Annotated in this window: 18 protein-coding genes and 1 riboswitch; of the genes, 4 read left to right on the forward strand and 14 right to left on the reverse strand. The window is 44.5% G+C overall.

Going from position 1 to position 23,576, the window contains the following annotated elements; translation table 11 throughout:
* The first annotated feature begins 649 nt into the window (after positions 1-649).
* Entirely contained in the window at positions 650-2,314 is a 1,665-nt protein-coding gene (locus AC1U9Z_RS13900) for an L-lactate permease (RefSeq protein ID WP_479957961.1), read from the forward strand.
* Between the two features lie 18 nt (positions 2,315-2,332).
* Here the strand turns inward: AC1U9Z_RS13900 and AC1U9Z_RS13905 are convergent, their stop codons facing one another.
* From AC1U9Z_RS13905 to ychF, 5 genes are all read right to left on the reverse strand, one after another.
* On the reverse strand, positions 2,333-3,979 hold the full coding sequence (locus tag AC1U9Z_RS13905) for an ASKHA domain-containing protein (RefSeq protein WP_333532291.1): 1,647 nt from the start codon (positions 3,977-3,979) through the stop codon (positions 2,333-2,335).
* Between the two features lie 19 nt (positions 3,980-3,998).
* Positions 3,999-6,398, reverse strand: a complete 2,400-nt coding sequence (locus AC1U9Z_RS13910; RefSeq protein WP_479957963.1) for a homocysteine S-methyltransferase family protein — start codon at positions 6,396-6,398, stop codon at positions 3,999-4,001.
* Positions 6,388-7,074, reverse strand: a complete 687-nt coding sequence (locus AC1U9Z_RS13915; RefSeq protein WP_479957966.1) for a Vitamin B12 dependent methionine synthase activation subunit — start codon at positions 7,072-7,074, stop codon at positions 6,388-6,390. Before AC1U9Z_RS13915 ends, AC1U9Z_RS13910 begins: the two co-directional genes overlap by 11 nt.
* Positions 7,075-7,148: 74 nt before the next feature.
* Positions 7,149-7,256, reverse strand: a riboswitch (SAM riboswitch).
* Positions 7,257-7,317: 61 nt separating this feature from the next.
* Positions 7,318-8,574, reverse strand: a complete 1,257-nt coding sequence (locus AC1U9Z_RS13920) for a BaiN/RdsA family NAD(P)/FAD-dependent oxidoreductase (protein ID WP_479957969.1) — start codon at positions 8,572-8,574, stop codon at positions 7,318-7,320.
* Between the two features lie 174 nt (positions 8,575-8,748).
* Positions 8,749-9,849 (reverse strand): redox-regulated ATPase YchF, encoded by a 1,101-nt coding sequence (ychF, locus tag AC1U9Z_RS13925; RefSeq protein ID WP_479957971.1) that lies wholly within the window; start codon positions 9,847-9,849, stop codon positions 8,749-8,751.
* Positions 9,850-9,978: 129 nt separating this feature from the next.
* Here ychF and AC1U9Z_RS13930 point away from each other — a divergent pair, with 129 nt between their 5' ends.
* The gene (locus tag AC1U9Z_RS13930) at positions 9,979-11,286 is read left to right on the forward strand and encodes a sodium-dependent transporter (protein ID WP_479957973.1); all 1,308 of its coding nucleotides are present in this window, start codon (positions 9,979-9,981) and stop codon (positions 11,284-11,286) included.
* A 119-nt stretch (positions 11,287-11,405) separates the two neighbouring features.
* Here the strand turns inward: AC1U9Z_RS13930 and rbr are convergent, their stop codons facing one another.
* The 8 genes from rbr to AC1U9Z_RS13970 all read right to left on the reverse strand — a co-directional run bounded on the left by rbr (position 11,406) and on the right by AC1U9Z_RS13970 (position 18,213).
* Positions 11,406-11,939 (reverse strand): rubrerythrin, encoded by a 534-nt coding sequence (rbr, locus tag AC1U9Z_RS13935; protein WP_333532297.1) that lies wholly within the window; start codon positions 11,937-11,939, stop codon positions 11,406-11,408.
* A 269-nt stretch (positions 11,940-12,208) separates the two neighbouring features.
* Positions 12,209-12,370, reverse strand: a complete 162-nt coding sequence (locus AC1U9Z_RS13940; protein ID WP_333532298.1) for a hypothetical protein — start codon at positions 12,368-12,370, stop codon at positions 12,209-12,211.
* Positions 12,371-12,509: 139 nt separating this feature from the next.
* Complete coding sequence (locus AC1U9Z_RS13945) at positions 12,510-12,869, reverse strand: arsenate reductase family protein (RefSeq protein WP_333532299.1); 360 nt, start codon at positions 12,867-12,869, stop codon at positions 12,510-12,512.
* Between the two features lie 37 nt (positions 12,870-12,906).
* Entirely contained in the window at positions 12,907-14,445 is a 1,539-nt protein-coding gene (locus AC1U9Z_RS13950; RefSeq protein ID WP_479957975.1) for a glycine betaine uptake BCCT transporter, read from the reverse strand.
* A 130-nt stretch (positions 14,446-14,575) separates the two neighbouring features.
* Positions 14,576-15,769, reverse strand: a complete 1,194-nt coding sequence (locus AC1U9Z_RS13955; protein ID WP_479957977.1) for a M24 family metallopeptidase — start codon at positions 15,767-15,769, stop codon at positions 14,576-14,578.
* Positions 15,770-16,008: 239 nt separating this feature from the next.
* Entirely contained in the window at positions 16,009-17,208 is a 1,200-nt protein-coding gene (locus AC1U9Z_RS13960) for a DEAD/DEAH box helicase (protein ID WP_479957979.1), read from the reverse strand.
* A gap of 123 nt (positions 17,209-17,331) precedes the next feature.
* The gene (locus tag AC1U9Z_RS13965) at positions 17,332-17,793 is read right to left on the reverse strand and encodes a chemotaxis protein CheX (protein WP_479957981.1); all 462 of its coding nucleotides are present in this window, start codon (positions 17,791-17,793) and stop codon (positions 17,332-17,334) included.
* Positions 17,794-18,213 (reverse strand): bacteriohemerythrin, encoded by a 420-nt coding sequence (locus tag AC1U9Z_RS13970; protein ID WP_479957982.1) that lies wholly within the window; start codon positions 18,211-18,213, stop codon positions 17,794-17,796.
* Between the two features lie 226 nt (positions 18,214-18,439).
* Between AC1U9Z_RS13970 and AC1U9Z_RS13975 the strand changes: the two genes are divergently transcribed.
* Positions 18,440-18,604: a hypothetical protein gene (locus tag AC1U9Z_RS13975; protein ID WP_479957984.1), complete on the forward strand. Its 165-nt coding sequence runs from the start codon at positions 18,440-18,442 to the stop codon at positions 18,602-18,604.
* Between the two features lie 146 nt (positions 18,605-18,750).
* Positions 18,751-20,151, forward strand: coding sequence for an MFS transporter (locus AC1U9Z_RS13980; RefSeq protein ID WP_479957986.1), 1,401 nt, complete (start codon positions 18,751-18,753; stop codon positions 20,149-20,151).
* A 169-nt stretch (positions 20,152-20,320) separates the two neighbouring features.
* Here the strand turns inward: AC1U9Z_RS13980 and carB are convergent, their stop codons facing one another.
* Positions 20,321-23,545, reverse strand: coding sequence for a carbamoyl-phosphate synthase large subunit (gene carB / locus AC1U9Z_RS13985; protein ID WP_479957988.1), 3,225 nt, complete (start codon positions 23,543-23,545; stop codon positions 20,321-20,323).
* Positions 23,546-23,576 lie beyond the last annotated feature (31 nt).

Raw genomic sequence — 23,576 nt, forward strand, 5'->3', positions numbered from 1 at the left:
AGTTGATATACATTCCCGGTTAATGTATAATTTGGCTGTAAAGTTTTGTTCACAACTATATTTTACAACAAAAGACGGCTTCTGGCATCTGCCAGTCGCCGTCTTTTGTTGTTTTCCAGGCTGGCTTACTGCGACAGCCCCAAATCTGTGTTACTTCTGGCATTCAGAGCACATTTGATCGGAGTTATCAGAAACAGAGCTGCTAGAGCTAGAACACTCACTTGAATTTGAACAACTGGATGTCAATTGTTCTATTTCTTCTAGAGCCTTTGATGTACGTTTCTCTTTAGCCATTAATGTAACACCTCCTGTTCATAGATTGTCCAAATTAGACATTTTCACTCCTGTAAGGATTTACTATTTATGTCGGCCACATTGCCAACTAATGGAATGTTTTAATTTTTAAAAATATTTTTTATATAACAGAGGATTTTGACAAAACATGTTTAATATTAATATTAACGGTCTGACCATCAGATATCATGCCATACTATTATCAGATTTGCGTTGCATTTTAGGAAGTACGGCTCCCATTACCACAAGGTTCAAAGTTTGAGTATTACAAGGGGAGGTGATTTTCAAGTTTTAAGGCATTATTTATAACTAAAGAGGCAATCATAAATAACTAAAACTTGCAAGGAGGTCCTCTATGTTAGCTTTCATGGCCTTTGTGCCGATTTTACTAACGATTATACTAATGGCTGCTTTTAACTGGCCCGCCAAAAGAGCGTTACCCCTATCCTGGGCCCTCAGTGCCGGCATAGCTTTAACAGTTTGGCAAATGGATTTTCAACATGTTTTTGGCTATTCCTTATTTGGATTTTTAAAAGCCATTGACGTTCTTATTATTATCTTTGGAGCCATTTTAATTCTCAATACCATGAAAACTTCCGGTGCCATGACCACCATTAACAATGGTTTTAACGGCATCACCAAGGACCGTCGTATTCAGGCTGTCATTATTGGCTGGATGTTCGGTGCCTTCATCGAAGGTGCCGCTGGTTTTGGTACACCCGCTGCTATTTGTGGTCCCCTGCTAGTGGGTCTTGGTTTTCCTCCCCTGGCTGCGGCCATGGTAGCACTTATCTTTAACAGTACCCCTGTATCCTTTGGTGCAGTTGGTACCCCTGTATTTGGTGCCATGAGTACTTTGGCCGGAAACTTGAGCCAGGTAGGCGCTGATCAAGAAGTCTTTAAGTTACTAATGACTAAGTGGGTAGCAATTCCCCATGGTGTGGTTGGTGTATTTATTCCCTTACTGGGTCTCTGCCTCATGACCAAGTTCTTCAGTGAAGAAAGATCCATTAAACCTGGTTTGGCAGCAGCACCCTTTGCAATTTTTGCCGGTTTAGCCTTTGTCATACCTTATATTTTGACCGCTGCGTTCTTAGGACCTGAGTTTCCCTCTCTGGTCGGTGCTTTCATTGGACTGCCTATCGTTCTATTGGCTGCCAAAGCCGGTTTCTTAGTACCCAAGGATACCTGGGATTTCCCCCACAAATCCAAGTGGGAGGCTGATTGGAAATCTGTTATGGAAGAGAACACGGGTGATATTGGTGAGGCCAAAATGTCCCTGGCCAAGGCTTGGGCTCCCTATGCCTTAATTGCTATTATCCTTGTTGCAACCCGTATTCCCTCCCTGGGTTTAAAGGCCATGTTGGCCGCCCAAACTATTACTATCCCTAACATCATGGGTATTGAAAATCTAAATTATGCCTTACAATGGGCATATCTACCTGGAACCGTTCCCTTTATCCTGGTGGCCTTAATCACCCACTTTATTCACGGTATGAATGGCCAACAAATCAAGACTGCTTGGACCAACACCTTTAAGCAAATTACCGGTGCTGCCATTGCCCTATTCGCCGGTGTAGCCTTGGTTCAATTGATGCTTAACTCAGGTACCAACGCTGGCAACCTGCCCAGCATGATGACAGCGATGGCCCAAGCTGCAGCTGCTCTATCCGGGGATGCCTTCCCCTTCTTTGCACCCTTTATCGGTGTGTTAGGTGCCTTTATTTCCGGGTCCAACACAGTATCCAACATTCTATTTGCTTCCTTCCAGTTTGAGACCGCCAGAATTCTGGCCATGCCCGAGATACTGATTGTAAGCCTACAGATTATTGGTGGTGCTGTGGGTAACATGATCTGTGTTAACAACGTCGTTGCGGTTTGTGCCACAGTGGGTACCATCGGCGCAGAAGGTAAGATAATCAGAAGAAATGCCATCCCCTGCTTCATTTACGGCATCATCGTGGCTGCCATTGTAGCTGCCATGATTTACAGTGGATTCAACCCATTCCCAATTAAATAACCAAAACCCCCTGGATTTTTAAAGATCCGGGGGGTTTTTTAGCCTTTCGTATTCCTTATTCGGGAAATTGATTTGATCCAGGAACAACCCTTGATACCTTTCATCCATTGCCAGTTCCAAATGTTTAAAGGCTTTTTGCATATTCTCCGCCCTTAGTCTTTCACCGTAGGAAAGCAGCATCCTAATTGACCCTATTCCGGCGGCATTGCCAACCTGTTGTACCTTTGCTAAGGAGATGCCATTTAACAGACCGATTCTTTGGGCATTGGCCGGGTCTAAATAGTTCCCAAAACCCCCGGCCAGCTTTAACTCTGTTATATCTTCCGGTGCTATGCTTGCTTCTGTTAGGATCACCTTTATGGCTGCCGCCACTGCTGCTTTAGCAAGCTGCACTTCCCGAATATCCTGTTGGGTAATAAAAATGTCTTTCGTCAGATTTACGGCTCTTTCCGGGTGCGTTTTTAGTCTTTGTTTAATCTTAAAGGATATTACCGGGGAAAGTTCCTCTACCCCTTGGATACGGCCACTGCTGTCAACGATACCCAACCGCAGCATTTCAGCCAGGGCATCTACCAGACCGGAACCACAGATTCCTTCTGCCCGGCCCCCGCCGATAACGCTTGCATGCACATCAAAATCCATCGTAACCTTATCAATGGCACCGGACCTAGCTACCATGCCGTGCTTAATATTACCACCCTCCAGGGCAGGTCCCGCCGGGGCAGAGGCAGCCAGAAACTTTGCCCCTTTTTGCAGTAGGATTTCACCGTTGGTGCCAATATCCACCAGTAACTTGGTTTCATCGGACCAAGAAAAACCTTGGGCCAGACAGGCAGCCAGGGCATCGGAACCCACAAAACCACCGATCAAAGGTGGTAAATAACAAACTGCTTTGGGCACAGCGGTAAGTCCCAATTCCTCTGCCGTTTTATAGAAAGGTCCCTTGGCGTAAGGCTGAAAGGGGGCATTGGCCAGTCCATGTAAGGGAAGTTGCAACAATATGTGAATCATGGGAGTATTTCCTACCATGACAATTTCCCGGATCTGCTCAGGGTTAACCTGAGCCTCCTGGGCACAGGACAAGGCAAGTGAATTTAAACCTGCCACCAATGCTGAGCGAAGGTTTTGATAGTTTGCCTCTCCCGTTAAAGCATGGGACAGACGCGATATAACATCCGCCCCGTAGAGATATTGGCCGTTCCTTAGAGAGGCCACAGCCAGTCTTTTACCACTAAAGAGATCATATAAATAGCTAACCATCGTAGTGGTTCCTATATCCACGGCCAGTCCCAGCGGCGGATCGTCCCATTCAAACTTTTCTACAAAAACCCCTGCACGGTGCTTTAGCTCACCGTTTTTTTCTACCACAAAGGCAGGATCGGTAGGTATCCCCTGGGCGTGGCCTTCTGCCAAAATCACCAGTTCCCCAGAGGCTGGCACTTCCACTGTGCCAGCCTGATCAATAGGAGTTTGACAGGCTAAAACCCACTGCCCCTCCGTGTCAGAGGGCAATACCTTGACCAGGCATTTACCACAGCGGCCCGTACCCCCACAGGGGGCAGCCAGATCAATGCCGAGCAGTCTGGCTGCATCAAATACGGTTGTGCCCGGTGATACCTCAATTGATTTCCCCATTGGCTGAAAAACAATTTCTATTTTATCCAAGGCAAACCCTCTTTTGAAGTTAACATACCAATTTTTTAACCATATTTACTGCTTCCACCGCATCAACGGCATAACCATCGGCCCCGATTTCCTGGGCATATTGTTCCGTAACCGCAGCCCCACCCACCATTACTTTGCACCGTAGCCCCTGTTCTTTCACTTGCTTAATTATTTCAGGCATATTCACCATGGTGGTGGTCATTAAGGCACTTAAACCAATAATCTCAGCATTTTTTTCTGCTGCCACCCGGACAATCTCCTCATTGGGTACATTTTTGCCCAGGTCTATGACATCAAAACCATGGTTAGACAGCATTACCGAGACAATATTTTTGCCGATGTCGTGGATATCTCCCTTAACCGTTGCCATCACCACTGTGCCTGCTTTTTTAGAGGGCCCCTTGGCCAATTCCGGACGTAAATGTTCAAAGCTTTTGGTCATGGTCTCACCGGCCATCATTAACTGCGGCAAAAAGTAAATACCTAGCCCATATCTTCGTCCCACTTCCTCGATCCCAGGCACTAAGGCTTTATCCAACAATTCCATTGGCGATAGCCCTGTGGCCAAGGCTTCATCAATGTATGTCACAACATTATCTTTGTCCCCGGAAAGCACTGCCTGGTATAAAACTTCCAAGGGAGTAGTGGCCAACTTCTCTTGGGGCTTTGCCACTTGAGGACCGTTCGCTGCCTGTTGCTCCCTGGCAATGTACTTCTCAGCCCTGACATCCCGGGCCAGCAGCACGGCAGAGGCCCTCAGGGTTTCCATCATACGTTCATCCTGGGGATTTAGGATGGCTGCATCCAAGCCGGCATATAAGGCCATGGCAAAGAATGCCGTATTGATCAAGCCGCGGTTTGGCAGGCCAAAGGAAACATTGCTGACCCCCAAACTAGTGGTTACTCCCAGTTCCTTCTTTACCCGTCTAATGGCTTCGAGGGTTTGCGGTACTCCTTCCGGTTGGGCACTGACAGTTAACACCAGACAATCCAGCATCAAATCCTGTCTGGGAATACCCCACTCTTCGGTTTTTTGCACCAGCTTTCGCGCCACCTCCAGCCTACCCTGGACTGTGGCTGGAATACCTTGCTCATCCAGAGTTAAACCAATCAGGGCCGCCCCATAGCGTTTGGCCAGGGGTAGGATTGTTTCGATGCTACTTTCTTCACCATTGACAGAATTGATAATCGCCTTGCCGTGGTACAGTTTTAAAGCCTGTTCGATTACCTGAGGGTCTGTACTATCGATACATAGGGGAGCTTCTACCAAAACCTGAATGGCCTGAATGGCTCGCTCCATGGCCGAAATCTGGTCTACCCCGCCCACTCCAACGTTAACGTCTAAAATTTCCGCCCCGGCTTGTACCTGAGCCAAAGCATCCCGTCTGGTAATTTCCGTTTTCCCTGCACGAATTTCTTCTTGCAAAGCCTTTTTGCCGGTGGGGTTGAGACGCTCCCCGATGGCTACGGGTATACCCTGGGGATCAATGGTCACGGTTTTAACCCGGCTGGCTACCCTTAAACCAAAGGTTTTACTCCGGGGTTTTCTTTTAAGTTTCTTTACCCGGCCATAAATTGCCTGGATATGCTCGGGGGTGGTGCCACAGCAACCGCCCAGAATAGAGGCCCCATAGGTGACAAAACGCTCGGCATACTGGGCCATGGTCTCTGGTGTCTCCCGAAAAACGGTTTTACCATCCATAATTTCCGGCATACCGGCATTTGGTGAAACCAAGATCGGCAGGTTCGTACTTTCTGTAAGGGTCTGAACCACCTTTTCCAATTGACGGGGTCCCACTGAACAATTGACCCCAATGGCAGCAACACCAAGTCTTTCAGCCACCACTGCGGCGGTTTCCGGGTCGGTACCGGTAAAGGTGCGACCCGTTTCATCAAAGGTAAAGCTAGCCACCACTGGTACATTGCCGGCATCTGCAGCAGCAATGAGGGCTGCACGCATTTCTCCGATGTCGCCAAAGGTTTCAAAGAGGATTAAATCAACACCTGCCTCCACCATTGCCAGGCATTGTTCATAAAATTGCTCATAGGCTTGATCAAAGGTCATGGTACCCAGTGGTTGCAAAAACTTACCCAGGGGTCCCACTGAACCGGCTACCATTGCTCCGTATGGCCTGGCCGCCTCTTTCGCGATGATAACGGCCTGCCGGTTAATTTCTTTGACCTGATCAGCCAGGTTATAGTCCGCCAATTTTAATCCGATGGCCCCAAAGGTGTTGGTCGTTATGATGTCTGCCCCTGCTTCTAGATACAGTTTATGAATTTCCTTAATAATCTCGGGCTGGCTGAGGTTCCATTCCTCTGGACACCAACCCCCGGGAAGTCCCCTCTGTTGCAACAATGTACCCATGGCACCATCAATGATTAAAACTTCTTTTTGAACTCTTTCTCTAAAGGACAAATTCTTCTCTCCTTCCATTCCAGCAACGATATAGACAATCAGCCTTCTGACACAGGTCACATTTCCCACGTATTTTAGGCGGCTCTGGCACCCAACCAATAAAAAAACATAGGGATTTTGAGGGTTTCATCTGGCAAAACTCATTGCAAGCTATATTTATCTGCCACGCTTCAGCCAATTGAAGCACTGCCGGCAAATACTCCAGCGGCATGTCTTGATAACCAGGGCCTAGCTTGGCCGTGGCATATAATCCCCTTACTCTCATCTGGCGGGCTGCCAGGCCAATTACTTGCTCTGACAGTTCTTCCACCGCCACAGTTCCCACTGCATCCAGGATAACTCCCTTGGTTGTTTCGCCCTTATTAAATAACCGTGTCACTTCTTGTTCGATAGCTTCCCCAACTGTTACTGCCACCACGCTTACAGCACTAATTTTTCTTAATGCAGCATCTCCAAGCACAAGGTCAGGCATCGAGCCAATGGCAACCCCCTGCTGCTCTAGATAAAAGGGTACTTGATTAATTGCCGCCGTAGGTGTGGCTAAAACTTTCCCGGCTTGAATAACCGCTTCAATCTGCCTAAGCAATTCCGGCCAATGGTCCGTTGAATTTTTTATGCCCAGGTAACGAAGTACCTTGGCTGGTGGAATCTTTAAAGCTATTTGTGGCAGCAGCATATAATCCTCCAATAATTACCATAATAAAAAAACACCCAATAAGGGCGTTATGGGTGATCGAAATCCCGTCGCACACCTTATCTTTCAAGAAACAAAAGTCCCTGCAGGAGTTGGCACCGCCGCCATAAATGGCCGGTTGCCGGGTTTCATAGGGCCAGTCCCTCCACCACTCTTGATAAGTGCAAAATTTTTATTTTATTATTGTAATGTACAATAGGTTTAGCTTTTTCGTCAAGATATTAATTAGATAAAATTTGCCGCAGACTCCCCTGCCACATAGCCAGTGCTAAAGGCCACCTGCATATTAAAACCACCCGTCTGTGCATCCACATCCAGAACTTCTCCGGCAAAAAACAGACCTTTCATCAGCTTGGATTCCATTGTCCGGGGATTTATTTCATTTACTTTAATTCCTCCGGCAGTTATTGTGGCCTCTTGAATGGGTCTGGTACCGGTTATATGAATTGGCAAACCCTTCAATAAAGCAGTCAGATTGCTTATCTCGTGGTGGCTTACCCTATTTGAAGGACGCTCTAAGGGAATATCAACCAACCGTAGGATCACTTTGGTCAACCTCTCTGGTATGCTTTCGGCTAAACTATTTTTTATGGAACGCTTGCCGGCTTGGTCAAGGTTTTTTGTTAGTTTTTGTTCTAGGTCACCCAAGGGGTAGCCGGGGAACAAATCTATTTTTCCTTGGATTAAGGCCTGGCTATCCTTCTGACAGGCCAGTGCCACTGGTCTGCTTACCCGCAGAGCACCGGGACCCGAAAGACCCCAGTGGGTTACAATAACATCGCCAACCTCCGCTGCCATTGTTTTTCCTTTTTGATTGTAAAGGGTGATGGTTACGTCCTTTAAAGAAAGTCCCTGCACCTCTCGGTTGAGTATCCAGGGGTCGTTACAGGTAATGGAAACAGCCGCAGGCAACAATGGGGTCACTGAATGCCCCACCTGCCGGGCCAGCTTGTAACCATCCCCGGTGCTGCCAGTGGCAGGATAAGAAAGCCCGCCGGTGGCTACCACCACTGCTTTAGCAGTTACGACCTGGTCATTTATTTTGACACCCTGACAGGTTTGATCCGCCACCAAAAGAGAACTTACCTTAACGGCATAACTTATTTTCACACCAATTTGCTTTAGGTACCCAGTAAGTGCCTGAACCACATCGGCGGCCCGGTCACTAACCGGAAAAACCCGCCCTCTTTCTTCTACTTTCGTCTTAATCCCTAGGGTGCGTAAAAAACTTCTTAAATCTTCGCCTGAAAATCGGTGTAAGGCACCATAGACAAATTTACCATTGCCCGGAATATTGACAATCATTTCATTAATATCAGCACAATTGGTTAGGTTGCAACGTCCCCCGCCAGTAATGAGCATTTTTCTGCCCAGGGATTCATTTTTCTCCAGCAGCAGCACCCGTGCCCCCAGCATAGCTGCCCGGGCTGCCGCCATCATGCCAGCGGGGCCTCCCCCAACCACTAAAACATCCCATTTCAAATAAATCGACTCCCGTTTGGTGATTATGCCTTACTTGTTATATTTTAACTCAAGTAGGGGCTAAAGCATACTCATACTGGAAAGATCCTTCGCTAGCTCAGAATGACAAAACGGCTGGCTGAAGGCTGAAAAAGCAGCCCCTTGGCAGGGCTGCCATTTACCATATATGCAAAATTAAACATTAAATCTAAAATTAATAATATCTCCATCCTGTACGGTATATTCTTTACCTTCCAAGCGGAGGACGCCCTTTTCTTTGGCTTTGGCCATGGAACCAGTGGCCGACAGGTCTGCAAAGGCAATAACCTCAGCGCGGATAAAGCCGCGTTCAATATCGGAGTGAATCTTTCCTGCCGCTCTTTTGGCATCTGTGCTGCGCCTGATTGTCCAGGCCCGCACCTCATCCTCCCCAGCAGTTAGGAAGGAAATTAAACCTAAATATTCATAGGCTGCCTGAGCCAAACGATCGATACCCAATTCCTTGATACCCAGGTCTTCCATAAATAGTTCCCGGTCCTCGTCTGGCAATTGGCTGATTTCCATTTCTATACGGCCACATATCTCTATGACAGCAATGCCCTTTTCTGCAGCGTATTTTTCCACATTGGCCTTACCCGGGTAGCTTCCTTCCCTAAACTGGTCTTCATCAATGTTGATTACCAGCATCATGGGTTTCTCAGTCAAAAAGGCATAGTTTTTCAGAGTTGCTTTTTCTTCATCGGTTAAACCCAATTGGCTAATGGGACTTTCATCCTCCAAAGCCTGCAAACATTTCTTTAAGACTTCTAATTCAAAGGCGTTTTCCTTGGTAATCTTTTTACCCGACTGAATTCTTTCAATTCTCTTTTCCACCAGATCCATATCAGCCAAAAGAATCTCTACGGCAATGGTTTCTATATCCCGCATCGGATTAATCTCATCTTCCACATGGGGTACGTCTGAGTTCTCAAAGGCTCTTACCACATGAACCAATAAGTCAGCATTACGAACGGCACTGAGGAATTGGTTGCCAACACCCTTCCCTTCACTGGAACCCCGTACCAAGCCTGGTACTTCACTAAATTGAATCTGGGCAAAGGTAGTTTTACGCGGCTTGTACATGTTCACTAAAAAATCAATTCTTTTATCTGGTATTTTGGCAGATGCAGTAATGGTTTCGGTTTTACCACTGAGGAAATTTGATGTTTCCTGATTCGAGTTGGTCAATAAATTAAATATTGTTGTTTTTCCCACCATCGGCAGTCCAATAATACCACTGGTTAAATTGGTTGACACATTTATCACCTCTGTTGATGAGAATTTTACCATATAATTATTAAGTTTGCTATCAATATGGGCATAATTAACTTGGTTGGAGGAAGTTTATCCTTGGTAATACTTCATATATAACGGGTGGTGCATGAAATGGCTGCAGAACGTGAGACTTGGTCAGGAAAAACCGGTTTTATTTTAGCCTGTATCGGAGCAGCAATGGGGCTTGGCTCCATATGGATGTTCCCCTGGCGGATCGGTGCCCACGGCGGTGGAGCATTCATGATTCCTTATCTGCTCTTTACCTTTGGTTTAGGTGTTTTTGGTTTAATGGGTGAATTTGCCTTTGGCCGCAGCCAACGAAAGGGGGCCATCGGCTCCTTTGCCAAGGTATTTAAGTCAAAGGGCAAGAATTACGGTGCTGCACTGGGTATTATACCCGTTCTCGGTGTTACTGGGGTCTTTGTCTTTTATTTGGTTGTTTGTGGTTGGATTTTGAAATATCTTTATCTTGCCATCCGCGGAGCCTTTGGTAAAATTGATCCCGGTCCTTACTTTGCCGGCTTTGCTGGGCACCCTGAGAGTATTTTCTGGCATTTCTTAGCATTGGCCATAACCTTAACCATTATTGCCAAGGGTGTTTTAGGCGGTATTGAAAGAGCCAATAAATATATGATGCCCGGTCTGTTCATCATTCTAATTATTCTGTTGTTTCGTTCTTTGACCTTACCTGGTTCCATGGAGGGTGTTCGATTTCTGCTGGCACCAGACTGGAGCAAACTGGCAGATGGCACCACCTGGGTGATGGCTTTAGGACAAGCCTTCTTTACAGTGTCCCTGGGTGGTGCTGCCATGCTGGTTTATGGCAGTTACCTTAAGGAAACAGAGGATGTTACTTCCTCTGCCATTCATACTGCACTTTGGACTACCATTGCTTCTCTGTTGGCTGCCTTTGTTACCATTCCATCAACCTTTGCCTTCAATTTAGACATTCAGGCGGGGCCCCCTTTGTTATTTATTACCCTTCCAATGGTATTTAAGACGATGGCTGGCGGCACTATCTTTGCTATTCTTTTCTTCTTAGCTGTAATTTTTGCTGCCATCTCCTCCGCCATCAATCTAATGGAGGTACCCGTTGAGGCGATCATGGATCGCTTTAATCTGAGCCGGCTGAAAGCTTCCCTTATCGTAGCCCTGGCTGGCTTTATAATTGGTATCCCCCTGGATCTAAATATGGATCTATTTGGCAAATTTGCTGACCTTGTGACCATTTATTTTGTGCCCTTTGGTGCTGTTATGGCATCCTTTGTCTTCTTCTGGATATATGGTGCAGCCAAAGCCAGAGAACAAATCAATAAAGGTGCCGCAAAACCATTGGGTAAATGGTTGGAGTTTCACACCAAATATGTCTTTACCACCGTAGCCATTGTGGTGTTAATTATCGGTATAATTCAAAGTTGACAGACCTAATCGTGTTACACAATGAGCGGTGCGGAACGACACAGGGGCTGTTGCCTACATTTTGAATGAAAAAAGTGTCGCCTGCCTACTAAAAAGTAGTTTGCGACACTTCCTTTTGACTAATAGTTTTCAACCAGTAATTCGTAGTGGGCCTGAGGGTGAGCACAGGCGGGGCACAACTCAGGTGCTTCTTTTCCTTCGTGGACATAACCACAATTGCGGCACTTCCACTTGACTTGCTCTTCCCGCTTAAATACTCTGCCTTCTTCAATATTTTTCAACAAGGCCAGAAAACGTTTTTCATGTTCTTCTTCCACCTCGCCAATTTCTTTAAACACATCAGCAATCTCGTTAAAACCTTCTTCCCGGGCAATTCTCTCAAATTCCACGTACATATTGGTGTATTCGTAGTTTTCACCCTCTGCCGCTTCTTTGAGGTGCGTTTTGGTATCTGTAATGCCATTGAGAAATTTAAAAAGTCTTTTTGCGTGTTCCTTCTCATTGTCTGCAGTCTCAATAAAGATACCTGCAATTTGCTCATAGCCTTCTTTTTTTGCAGTGCTAGCCCAGTAGGTATATTTATTTCGTGCCTGACTTTCACCTGCAAAGGCAGCTAATAGGTTTGCTTCTGTTTTCGTTCCCTTTAAATTCATTTTCAAATCCCCCTTGTTCTTTCTTCTCTTTATGATGATAAAATTACTATTCGTTAAATTCCAATGATTTCCCTCTAATATGATAGGTCGTTCAGGCTTTGTTCATTTTTTTGTCATAATTATTAGAAAAGCTCAGGCCCGCGCCAGCCTATCGCGCGAGTCAGAGCTTTTCTAATCCTATCATCCTTAAAATTTTATACTTCTATTTTATACTTCTAATAGCAAGAAAAATAAAGCCGACCCTTGTAGGCCGACTCTTTGATCTTATATTACATTGGCTTTTCTTTGCTGGAGGTAACACGCATCTTTTCCTTGGGCTTTTCATTTCCCTGAAAAAGATCGTCAGCAAATTGATCTAACCTGGCAGGGTGGCTGGCAGGGCGTTCTGGATTCCTGGTGTTCGGGCTGTTGCTGGTACCACGATCTGACATTTTTTCACCTCCGTTAATTTAGAACCTTTTCGATGCGGGTCCAGACTCTCTTTGGGCCTATATAGCCGTTTCAAGGATTGACTGGCTTTCTGACAAAGGCCCTTCGACCTCAGCTGTAGTATTCCCGATCCGTTCCAGGTTATGATGCAAATGTCCCTTGCCATTCCTGTTCTTTAAAACCAACCAAAACCTTCTCACCATTTGTCAATATGGGACGTTTCACCAACATGCCATCGGAGGCCAGGATATCATAAAGCTCTTCCGCAGTGGCAGTTTTAATTCTGTCCTTTAACCCCAGTTCCCTGTATTTGACACCGCTGGTGTTAAAGAATTTTTTAATCTCCAAACCACTTCTTTGATGAAGTTCACGTATTTCATCTTTAGTTGGATTGTCACGAACAATGTGACGGGTAGAAAATTCTATGCCCTTTGCTGTAAGCCAATCCTTGGCTTTTCGAACAGTACTTCATCTAGGATAATCAAACAAAACCCATGTCATTTATCTGTCCTCCGGTATCCTCATATTTTTTTGTAATTTACTTTTCCTTTTTGGGTAAAGGTTTAAAAGCAATCTTGTTGCCCGTCCTCTTACGGTATTCCCTTAGCATACCATCATAGTCATCATCAAGGGCCTTCATAATAGAAAAACACATGAGTACCATGATAATGGCAAAGGGCAGGGCCGTCACAATAGATGCTGTCTGCAGTCCCTGTAACCCCCCGCTTATTAATAAAACAATGGCAATGGAAGACTGCAATATTCCCCAAATAAGTTTCACCTTTTTGGAAGGGTTGTTATCACCCTTAGAGGAAAACATCCCTAAGACAAAGGTAGCAGAATCTGCGGATGTAATAAAAAAGGTTATGATTAATAATGTAGCTGTGGCAGCTAATAAGGTTCCCAGGGGTAATTGTCCCAGGGTAATAAACAATGCAACTGTAATATCTTCTTGGACGGCAGCAGCAATTCCCTTTTGCCCAAATAACTCAAGATTTAACGCTGCTCCCCCAAAGGTTGCAAACCAAAAGAAACTAAACAAACTAGGAACCAATAAAACTCCCAAAATAAATTCCTTAATGGTACGCCCCTTAGAAATTCGGGCAATGAACATTCCCACAAAGGGGGCCCAGGCAATCCACCAAGCCCAGTAAAACAAGGTCCAATTACCAACCCATTTATTCTGGGTAAAGGGAGTAAGACGAAGACTCATTTGGATAATATTTTGCAGGTAATCACCAAGCGTAGTTGTTAGCGTATCAAAAATAAAAGAAGTTGGCCCTAGAAATAAAACAAAAAACAATAGGGCTATTGCCACTGAGATATTGGCATTGCTCAGAATTTTGATTCCCCTATCCAGTCCCGTGGTGGCTGATATCATGTAAAGCACTGAAACAACCAGAATAATTAAAAACTGAACAAAGGTGTTATTCGGAATGTCCAAAAGGTGCGCCAAGCCACCATTAATTTGAAGTGTTCCTAACCCCAGAGAAGTGGCAACACCAAATGCCGTGGCCACAATGGCCAGTATATCAATTGTTTTGCCTATGGGCCCGTTTATACGATCTCCTAGCAATGGGTAAAAGGTGGAACTGATTAATCCCCTGTATCCCTTACGGAAATTAAAGTAGGCCAAGGACAGGCCTATAATTGTATAAATGGCCCAAGGATGAAAACCCCAATGAAAAAAGGCATATCTCATACCGATCCTGGCCGCATCCGCCGTACCTTCTTGATAGCCCTGGGGCGGGTTTAAATAATGGCTAACCGGTTCTGCAACACCCCAAAACACCAGTCCAATGCCCATCCCTGCACTGAACAGCATACTAAACCAAGTGATATTGGAATATTCCGGTTTGCTGTCATCATCACCCAAACGTATCTTTCCATATTTACTGAAAGCAAGGTAAATGGCAAATATAAGAAAACCAAAGGTTGCCAGAAGGTAAAACCAACCAAACTTCTCTGTCATAAAGGCTAGTAAACTATTGGCTTGCTGGCCTAGGCTATGTGGAAAAAGTGCTCCCCAAAATACAAATGCCAGGATGATAGATACAGCTATATAAAAGATAATCAACGACCCCCTGTGCTACAGTTAAATCATTGTTATTTTTATTTCTTTTCAGCATATCTATACTACCTAGAAAATTTAAATAAGTGCACATATTTTACCTCATGCCAGTTATCTTGGGATTTTTCGCCCAATGCTAATATACCGGAAGCAACCCAGGGTGATCCCCGGTAATACTCCGTCCGCCTTGGGGAGTAACCACAAAGGTGTTCTCAATTCCCACTACACCAATGTCTTCAATCCCTTTTTTAGGTTCAATTGCAAAAACCATTCCTTCCTTTAGGGGTTCCGAAAAACCCTTGGCAATGATCGGTAATTCATCTGTCCACAGGCCAATTGCATGACCTAGAAATGGTATAGCCCGTTTACCAAAGCCCATAAAATTTTCACGGAACGCATGGCTCAGGCTATTCATGATCGTGTCATATATAGTAGCAGGAACAGCCCCCGGTTTTAGCATATCTGCAATTTGATACTGTATTTCCACACATTGATTATGGATAGAGATTGCTTTTTCTGGAAGGGATTCCCCAAACATGTAGGTCATCGTTTTATCTGTATGATAACCCCCGACGCCACACCCTAAATCCATATAGACTAAATCCCCTTTTTTAAGTTTACGTTCCCGACTACCCATCGTAGGCACTGCCCAGCTTATGCCATAACTCCCTGCCGGCCCATAAAAACAGGTCGGGTAAAGCGAACTTTCGCCGAAGGCAGTATAACCTAGTGCCATCTCGGTGTCAAACCCTCTTAACCTGGTTACTCCATGATGACCTTCTTCAACCAATAGGCTAAACACCTCCGTGGCAAGTCTTGCTTCACTGATACCTTCTTTAAGTAGTTTTGGTACATCGTCCTCCATCACCCTTTGATGAATTTTACCCGATTGTTCCATTAGTGATAGTTCGTAGGGACTTTTTATAGCCCTTATGGCAGCTATCTGTGCATCTACAGAATGTCCTACGGTAAAAGAGAAATACTTCTGAAGCCGCTGATATAATGCCAGTGGCACACTTTCGGTTTCCATATAAAGCACTTTAGGAAACTCCTTAAAGGATGCAGCCACATCGTTATAGGTTTTCATCGGCTTTATGTTCGGAAAAAATGATTCCTCCATGGCCCGCTCATAACTGCGACGAACCCAAAAAATTGCTTCATCCCCCCGGGGAATCATCAGCAGGCCCTCTTGCATGGTCCCAGTAAAGTAGTAAAGGTTAACTTTATTAATAACTACAGCTATTTGCCAGTCTGGGTTTGACATTTTCATCTTGTCCCTAAACCGTCTCATTCTTGCCTGAAGCTCAGTAAAAGGTACCTTCGACTTCAATGGACAGCACCCCTAAATATTATTTTACAATTAATTGAATAATATCATAATTCAATCTATTTCAACAGCTTCCGTGCTTTAAAAATGTGGCCTTATATCTTAGGCGTTAAGCCATCCGCTAGGTCATCCTGAGCGGCAGCGAAGGTTCTTTTTCTATCATTGAAAGGCTATCCTCAAGATCCTTCGCTCTAGCCAGGCTGACAAAGATTTTTCATGGTGACGTTTTGCTGAATGAGCAGCTATCTGGATTTAACAACGCCTTTTGTTGTGCCTTTTTTCTTAGCAGGTGGCCTGTTCTTCTTTTGATCAACAACGAAACCTTTGAATACGTCTTTTTTACTAATTTTTATCTTAAGCTCTTTTTCGTATCTTTTAATTATAGGTAATTCTTTTTCCGTAATGATGGTCACAGCCGTACCTAGCCGGCCGCTTCTGCCCGTTCTGCCCGCTCTATGCAGATATTCCATAGCTTGTTCAGTTAAATCCATACTAAAGATGTGCGTTACACCCTGCACGTCTAGGCCTCTGGCAGCGATATCCGAAGCCACTAAAATTTGAATCTCTTCATTTCTAAACCCTTCTAAAGCCCTTTGACGGTCTTCCTTCGATACTCCACCCAGTATTTTGTGGGCTTTGTAGTGATGATATTGCAATTTCTCAGTAATTCTCTGAATCTCTTCACTATTATTGACAAAGACAATTGCTTTTTGGGGTTTATATGCTGCTATTAGTTTTCTTAAAACCTCAAGTTTATCCCTTTGACTCTCGGCCATAAAATAAAAATGGGAGATATTTGAATTGACTAGTGCGCTAGCTGTAATCTTTACTACCTCTGCATCCTGCATTAACTCCTTGGCAATTGCCAGGGTTTTTGCATTGATATTTGCTGCAAAAACCATTAATTGCCGATCCTTCATGGTGGTTTTAATCACTGCCTTAACCCGGTTGACATCATTTTGATCCAACAGCCTGTCACCCTCGTCTATGACGATGGTTTTTATGGTATGGGCACTAATCTTTTTCTTCCCTATCAGTTCCTGAATTCTGCCCACTGAGCCTACTATTATATGGGGTTTCTCCCGCAAAGCCTCTATTTGTCTTAGAATGTTAACTTCCCCAATAATGGGGCTGGAGGTTACCGGCAGTCCAGAGTTTTCGGCTAGTTTTTTTATCTCTTGATTAATCTGCATAGCCAGCTCATGGGTTGGTGCCAAAATAATAGCCTGCATTTCCCTTTTATCACGATCGATCTTTTGAAAAATGGGCAATAAATAGGCCAATGTTTTGCCGCTTCCTGTTTGTGACTGTCCGATAAGGTCTTTATTTTGCAATAGTAAAGGTATTGTTTTGGCCTGAATTTCCGTAGGTTCTGCTATTCCTCCCTTATTTAACCCCTCTATCAGTTTTTCATTTAACCCGATTTCAGCAAATGTTGTCATTTTATCTCCCATATTAATTTTATATCGTAATATATCTTCTATTATCTTAACCTTGATTGTTTATTTCTAAGCCTAAAAACACCCTTCTAGGTTAGATGCCGGTCATGAAATAAGACCCTTTTTCTATTTTTCCTTAAGAAATAGAGCAATACTAAATTCTCCAATGGGAGTTTTTAATGGTAATAACAGGGCCTTTTCGTTGCCTAAAGATAAGGATTTGTATTCCCCAACAATTACCTGTGGTGTGGCAATGTCGCAATGATAATTATTAGCTGCCAGCATGGTTATTGCATTACCACCTATAATGTTAGCCACTTCACCAATAGCGGATGAAACAAAGCTATCTATTTCATCCATTTCCATACCACTCATAATTTTAACCATTTCCAACGTCATATCTTTAGGGAAGCTAAATAATACCGTTCCCTTGACGTCACCGATAATGCCAAGAATCACACTGGCATCTTTACTGGACACCATGTCCTCAAGCAACCTCGGCATTCCTCTTTCCGTGGTTATATCAAGCATTAAAGCTAAAACATCATTCGTTGCTTGGTAAAAGGAGTTTACATATTCCGCTTTCATTTATTTTTCTCCCCCTTGACCTTCTACATATTCCCCAATTTTCTGATCCATGGCAGCCACGTGCATAATTAACCAAGCCATTAGTTTTCCACCAAACTCCTGCACAAGTTCTTCACTGTAACCCTCTTGCTCTAACCTTTGTACATAACGATTTACATCTGCTTTAAATTTAGCGTGGATCTTCTGATGATTTTCTAAATCAGGATAGTTAATTTTCTTTTGATAAGCTTCCTCCGCATTAAAATGAACCACAACATATTCTTGCATAAAAGCCATATTTTCTTTAACTTTATCCAGCTTGAACTCCCAGTTACCCTCTCCCCGAACAGTCTGAATAAATTCTGATACCCGTTTAAAGAGTTCCTCATGCTGGTTATCAATGAGAGGTACGCCAATTTTATACTTCTCTTTCCACATCATTTTATTATCCCGCCTTTCAAAAATAAACTGCAACCCCTTTAATTGGTGCAGTTTTATGTTAATTTTACCATGGGTTGGTACTAAATTGACCCACTGATTTGTTAAGTAACAATTTATAAATATTATTTAGATAAATTTTAAAATTAGAACTTTTAATGGTTAGACAACTATTTATGTTAAAATATTCTTTGCTGTAAAAATATTGGAATTGGAGGCAAATAGCAACATGAAAAACGGTTCAATTAATAACAAACTTATGCTAATTGGTATTGTGCCAATTATTTTATTTGGTCTTTTAATTATTCAGCCCGTATTCGGCAGTGGTACCAGTAATGAGAGTCACCAAATTGAATCCCCCTCACCAGTATTATTAAAATTAACCAGAGGATAACAACAAACCCGAAGTTTATCTAACTTCGGGTTTGTTGTTGGCCCAGAAAGTGACTTGTAAAACAAAAGGTGGTAATATGATTATAAGAAACCACAGGGGGGTATTATAATCGTTTAAATGAATTTTGAGCAAAGGATTTGATGAAAGTGAATGCAAATGAATCGCTAAAGAGGTACACTCTATTGGTGGCCTGCGGGGCATCCTTTTTGACTCCTTTTATGGGCAGCGCCATTAACCTTGCCATTCCTAGTATTGGTAAAGAATTTAATAGTAATGCTCTTTTGCTTAGTTGGGTTGCCACTAGCTACATATTGGCCTCTGCAACTTTTCTGGTGCCATTCGGAAGGCTGGCAGATATTGTGGGCAGGAAAAAGATTTTTTTGCTGGGGATTATTGCCTTTACCCTCTCTTCATTTTTCTGTGGTTTCGCCTGGTCAATTAATTCCCTGATTCTTTTTCGGGTCTTGCAAGGGATTGGCAGTGCCATGATCTTTGGTACCGGGATGGCTATTTTGACCTCGGTTTTTCCACCCCAGGAACGGGGTAAGGTGCTCGGTATTAACGTAGCTACCGTATATACAGGTCTTTCCTTGGGTCCGGTACTGGGCGGTGTCCTGAACCACAACTTAGGTTGGCAATCCATTTTTTATTTAACAGCTTTGATCGCCCTGGTTGTGCTGTTGTTTAGTATTGCTAAATTAAAGGGAGAGTGGGCCGGTGCCAAAGGTGAACCCTTTGACTTACTGGGATCCATCCTCTATTCCGTTGGTTTGGTAACCTTTATGTATGGTATTTCTGCCATTGATTCTGTTGTCTGGGCAAAATATGTCCTGGCCATCGGTCTGGTTGTACTGATAGCCTTTGTACTTTACGAAATGAAGGTTACCCACCCAGTTTTAAAGATCGGTTTGTTTAGTAAAAATATAACCTTTGCTTTTTCCAATCTAGCCGCTCTGATTAACTATAGTGCTACCTTTGCTTTAGGCTTTCTACTCTCCATGTACCTGCAGGTGGTATTGGGCTACAATTCCCAAACAGCAGGCTTAATCCTGCTTTCCCAACCAGTATTGATGGCTTTGTTGTCCCCCTATGCCGGAACCCTTTCAGACCGGATTGATCCCCGGATTGTATCTTCCTGGGGTATGGCCATAAGCACCCTGGGGCTGTTTGTTTTTTGTTTCTTGACCAAAACAACTCCTATTTGGTTAGTGGTGCTGAACCTTGGGTTACTGGGCATCGGTTTTGCCTTGTTTTCATCCCCAAATACCAACTCAGTAATGGGATCGGTGGAGAAAAAATTTTATGGGGTAGCCTCTTCCACCCTGGGTACCATGAGGCTAACAGGCCAAACCATCAGCATGGCTGTGGTAACTTTGCTGCTGACTATTTATATTGGTGAAGTAAATTTAAGTTCAGCGGACCCGGATTCACTCCTTAAGGGTACCAAAACAGCCTTTATTGTATTTACTGTGATGTGTTTCGGAGGAATATTTGCCTCCCTAGCCAGGGGCAAAGCAAACTCCGTGCAGGAAGCCAGGGGTAAATAAGGCCATGGGTCGTGGGTCGTGCGCTTTTAGCCACGATAGCACAAGGGGACGGTTCTTTTGTGTTGTTCTAGAGCACAACACAAAAGAACCGTCCCCTTGTGCTCTGAGACCGTCTAGCTGATGACTAAAACCCCCTTCGACAACTAATTCTTGTCGAAGGGGGTTTTTCTTAAACCGTAATATCCGAATGATATTCCTGTAAGGACTTTTTCCTGGACTCTGACAAGCCATTTGCGATATAGGCTGCAATACCCTTTGCACTGGCCAGGGCAGCAGTCATGGTGGTGATATAGGGTACCTTGTGCTTGATTGCTATCTTACGTATATAGGAATCATCAAATTCACTAAGCTTAGTCTGGGGTGTGTTAATGATCAGATGGATTTCCTTGTTGGCAATGCGATCGGCTATATTGGGCCGTCCTTCATTGATCTTTTTAATCCCTTCACATGGGACCCCATTTTCCTGAAGGAATTTGCAAGTTCCCTCCGTTGCTCTGATTTTAAAGCCCATCTGGAAAAATTCCCAGGCCGCCTCAAGAACATCGGGTTTATCACTATCGTTAACACTAATGAGCACAGTTCCCGAGGTCGGCAGTGATGCCTGTGTTGCCTCCTGGGCCTTATAGTAGGCTAATTCAAAGGAATCCGCCATACCCAATACTTCTCCGGTGGAGCGCATTTCCGGTCCTAATACGGGATCAACCTCAGGGAACATATTGAAGGGCAGCACCACTTCTTTAACCCCATAGTGAGGAATTTTTTTATGAACCAGGTTGCCCATGGGGTACCTTTTGCCGGCGTAGTCAGCCATAATTATTTCTGTTGCTATGCGGGCCATCGGGATATTACAGACCTTGGAAACAAGGGGAACGGTTCTTGATGCCCTTGGATTGGCTTCCAAAACATAAACCTTGCCATCCGCTATGGCATACTGCATATTCATCAGGCCAACGACTTTCATTTCTTTAGCAATCTTCTTCGTGTAATCCACAATGGTGTTCATGTGTTCCTCCGAAATACTTACAGGTGGAATTACACAGGCTGAATCTCCTGAGTGAACACCGGCATATTCAATGTGCTCCATCACGGTTGGCACAAATGCATCGTGGCCATCGGCAATGGCATCTGCCTCCGCTTCAACGGCATGCCCAAGGAATCGATCAACCAGAATGGGTCTTTCAGGAGTAACCCCAACTGCCGCAGCCATATACTTACGAAGCATCTTTTCATCGTGGACAATTTCCATCCCCCGCCCACCAAGAACATAGGAAGGACGCACCATTAAAGGATAGCCAATTCGATTAGCTATTGCAATGGCCTCTTCTATATTGGTGGCCATGTCCGACTCCGGCATGGGGATAGCCAGCTTTTTCATCATCTGGTTAAACCTGTCGCGGTCTTCTGCCAAATCAATGGTTTCCTGCGATGTTCCCAGGATTTTCACACCAGCCCGCTCCAGTTCCTTTGCTATATTAAGGGGAGTCTGACCGCCAAACTGAACGATTATACCCAGTGGTTTTTCCTTCTCATAGATACTTAATACATCTTCCACCGTAAGGGGTTCAAAGTATAGCTTGTCGGAGGTATCATAGTCGGTGGAAACAGTTTCCGGGTTACAGTTGACGATAACCGTTTCATAGCCTAAATCTTTCAGGGCAAAGGCTGTATGAACGCAGCAGTAATCAAACTCAATACCTTGGCCAATTCGGTTGGGACCGCCGCCCAGAATCATTACCTTTGGCTTATCGCTTACAGAAGTTTTATCCGGAGCGTTATAGGTGGAAAAATAATAGTCTGCATTTTCAACGCCACTTACAGGCACTGCTTCCCAACCCTCCACCATGCCCAAGGCAGTTCTTGCCTTACGTATTTCCACTTCTGTCTGGCCTAAAAGCATGGCCAAATAACGATCCGCAAAACCATCCTTTTTTGCCTTAATGAGTAGCTCAGCGGGCAAACTTCCATCTTTATATTTTAATATTTCCTCTTCCAACAAAACAAGTTCCTTCATTTGTTCAATAAAATAGGATTTAATATGGGTCAGCTTATGAATCAAATCTATATCGGCACCCTTGCGCAGGGCTTCATACATCAGAAACTGGCGTTCACTGGTTGGCTCAGTAAGCATGGCAAGTAATTCATCCAGAGAATACTGGTTAAAATTCTTAGCAAAACCCAAACCATAGCGGTTGCTTTCAAGGGAACGTATGGCCTTCTGAAAAGCTTCCTTGTAGTTTTTACCAATGCTCATAACCTCGCCCACTGCACGCATTTGAGTCCCCAGTTTATCCTGGGCACCAGGGAATTTTTCAAAGGCCCAACGGGCAAATTTGATTACCACATAGTCGCCGGAGGGGGTGTATTTTTCCAGGCTTCCATCCCGCCAGTAAGGAATTTCATCCAGTGTAAGGCCAACTGCCAGCATGGCTGATACATAGGCAATAGGAAAACCAGTGGCCTTGGATGCTAATGCGGAAGAGCGAGAGGTACGTGGGTTTATCTCAATAATGACAACCCTGCCGGTTTTCGGATCGTGGGCAAACTGAACATTGGTCCCACCAATAACCTCAATGGCTTCCACCACATCATAGGCATACTTTTGTAATCGCTGCTGCAGCTCAGGGCTGATGGTCAGCATCGGGGCTGCACAGAAGGAGTCCCCGGTATGCACTCCCACAGCGTCGATATTCTCAATGAAACAAACCGTAATCATCTGGTTCTTACTATCCCTGACAACCTCAAGCTCCAGTTCTTCCCAGCCCAGCACAGACTCCTCAACAAGAATTTGTCCTACCATACTGGAAGCAATACCACGGTTAGCGATGGTTCTGAGTTCCTCAACATTATAGACCAGGCCCCCGCCTGTGCCGCCCATGGTATAGGCCGGTCTGATCACCACAGGATAGCCAAGCTCCTGGGCTATTTTTTCTGCCTCCTCAACACCATAGGCTGCCTGACTGCGGGGCATTTCGATGCCCAGTCTGTTCATGGTTTCCTTAAAGGCTATTCGATCCTCGCCCCGTTCAATGGCATCTATCTGAACACCAATAACCTTAACACCGTATTGTTCTAAAACACCACTTTGGCTAAGTTCGGAACAAAGGTTAAGAGCAGTTTGTCCGCCCAAATTTGGTAACACAGCATCGGGTCTTTCCCTGGCAATAATTTCGGTAAGGCTTTTGGGATTTAGGGGTTCAACGTAGGTTGCATCTGCAATTCCTGGGTCAGTCATAATGGTAGCCGGATTGGAATTGACCAGAACTACCTGGTAACCTAACTTTTTCAAAGCCTTACAGGCCTGGGTCCCAGAGTAATCAAACTCACAGGCCTGACCAATAATAATCGGACCAGACCCAATAATTAAAATTTTATTTATGTCCGTTCTTTTTGGCATGTTCGTCCTCCCTCTTACAATCGATGCATTA

The sequence above is a fragment of the Desulfotomaculum sp. genome (genome assembly GCF_982386235.1).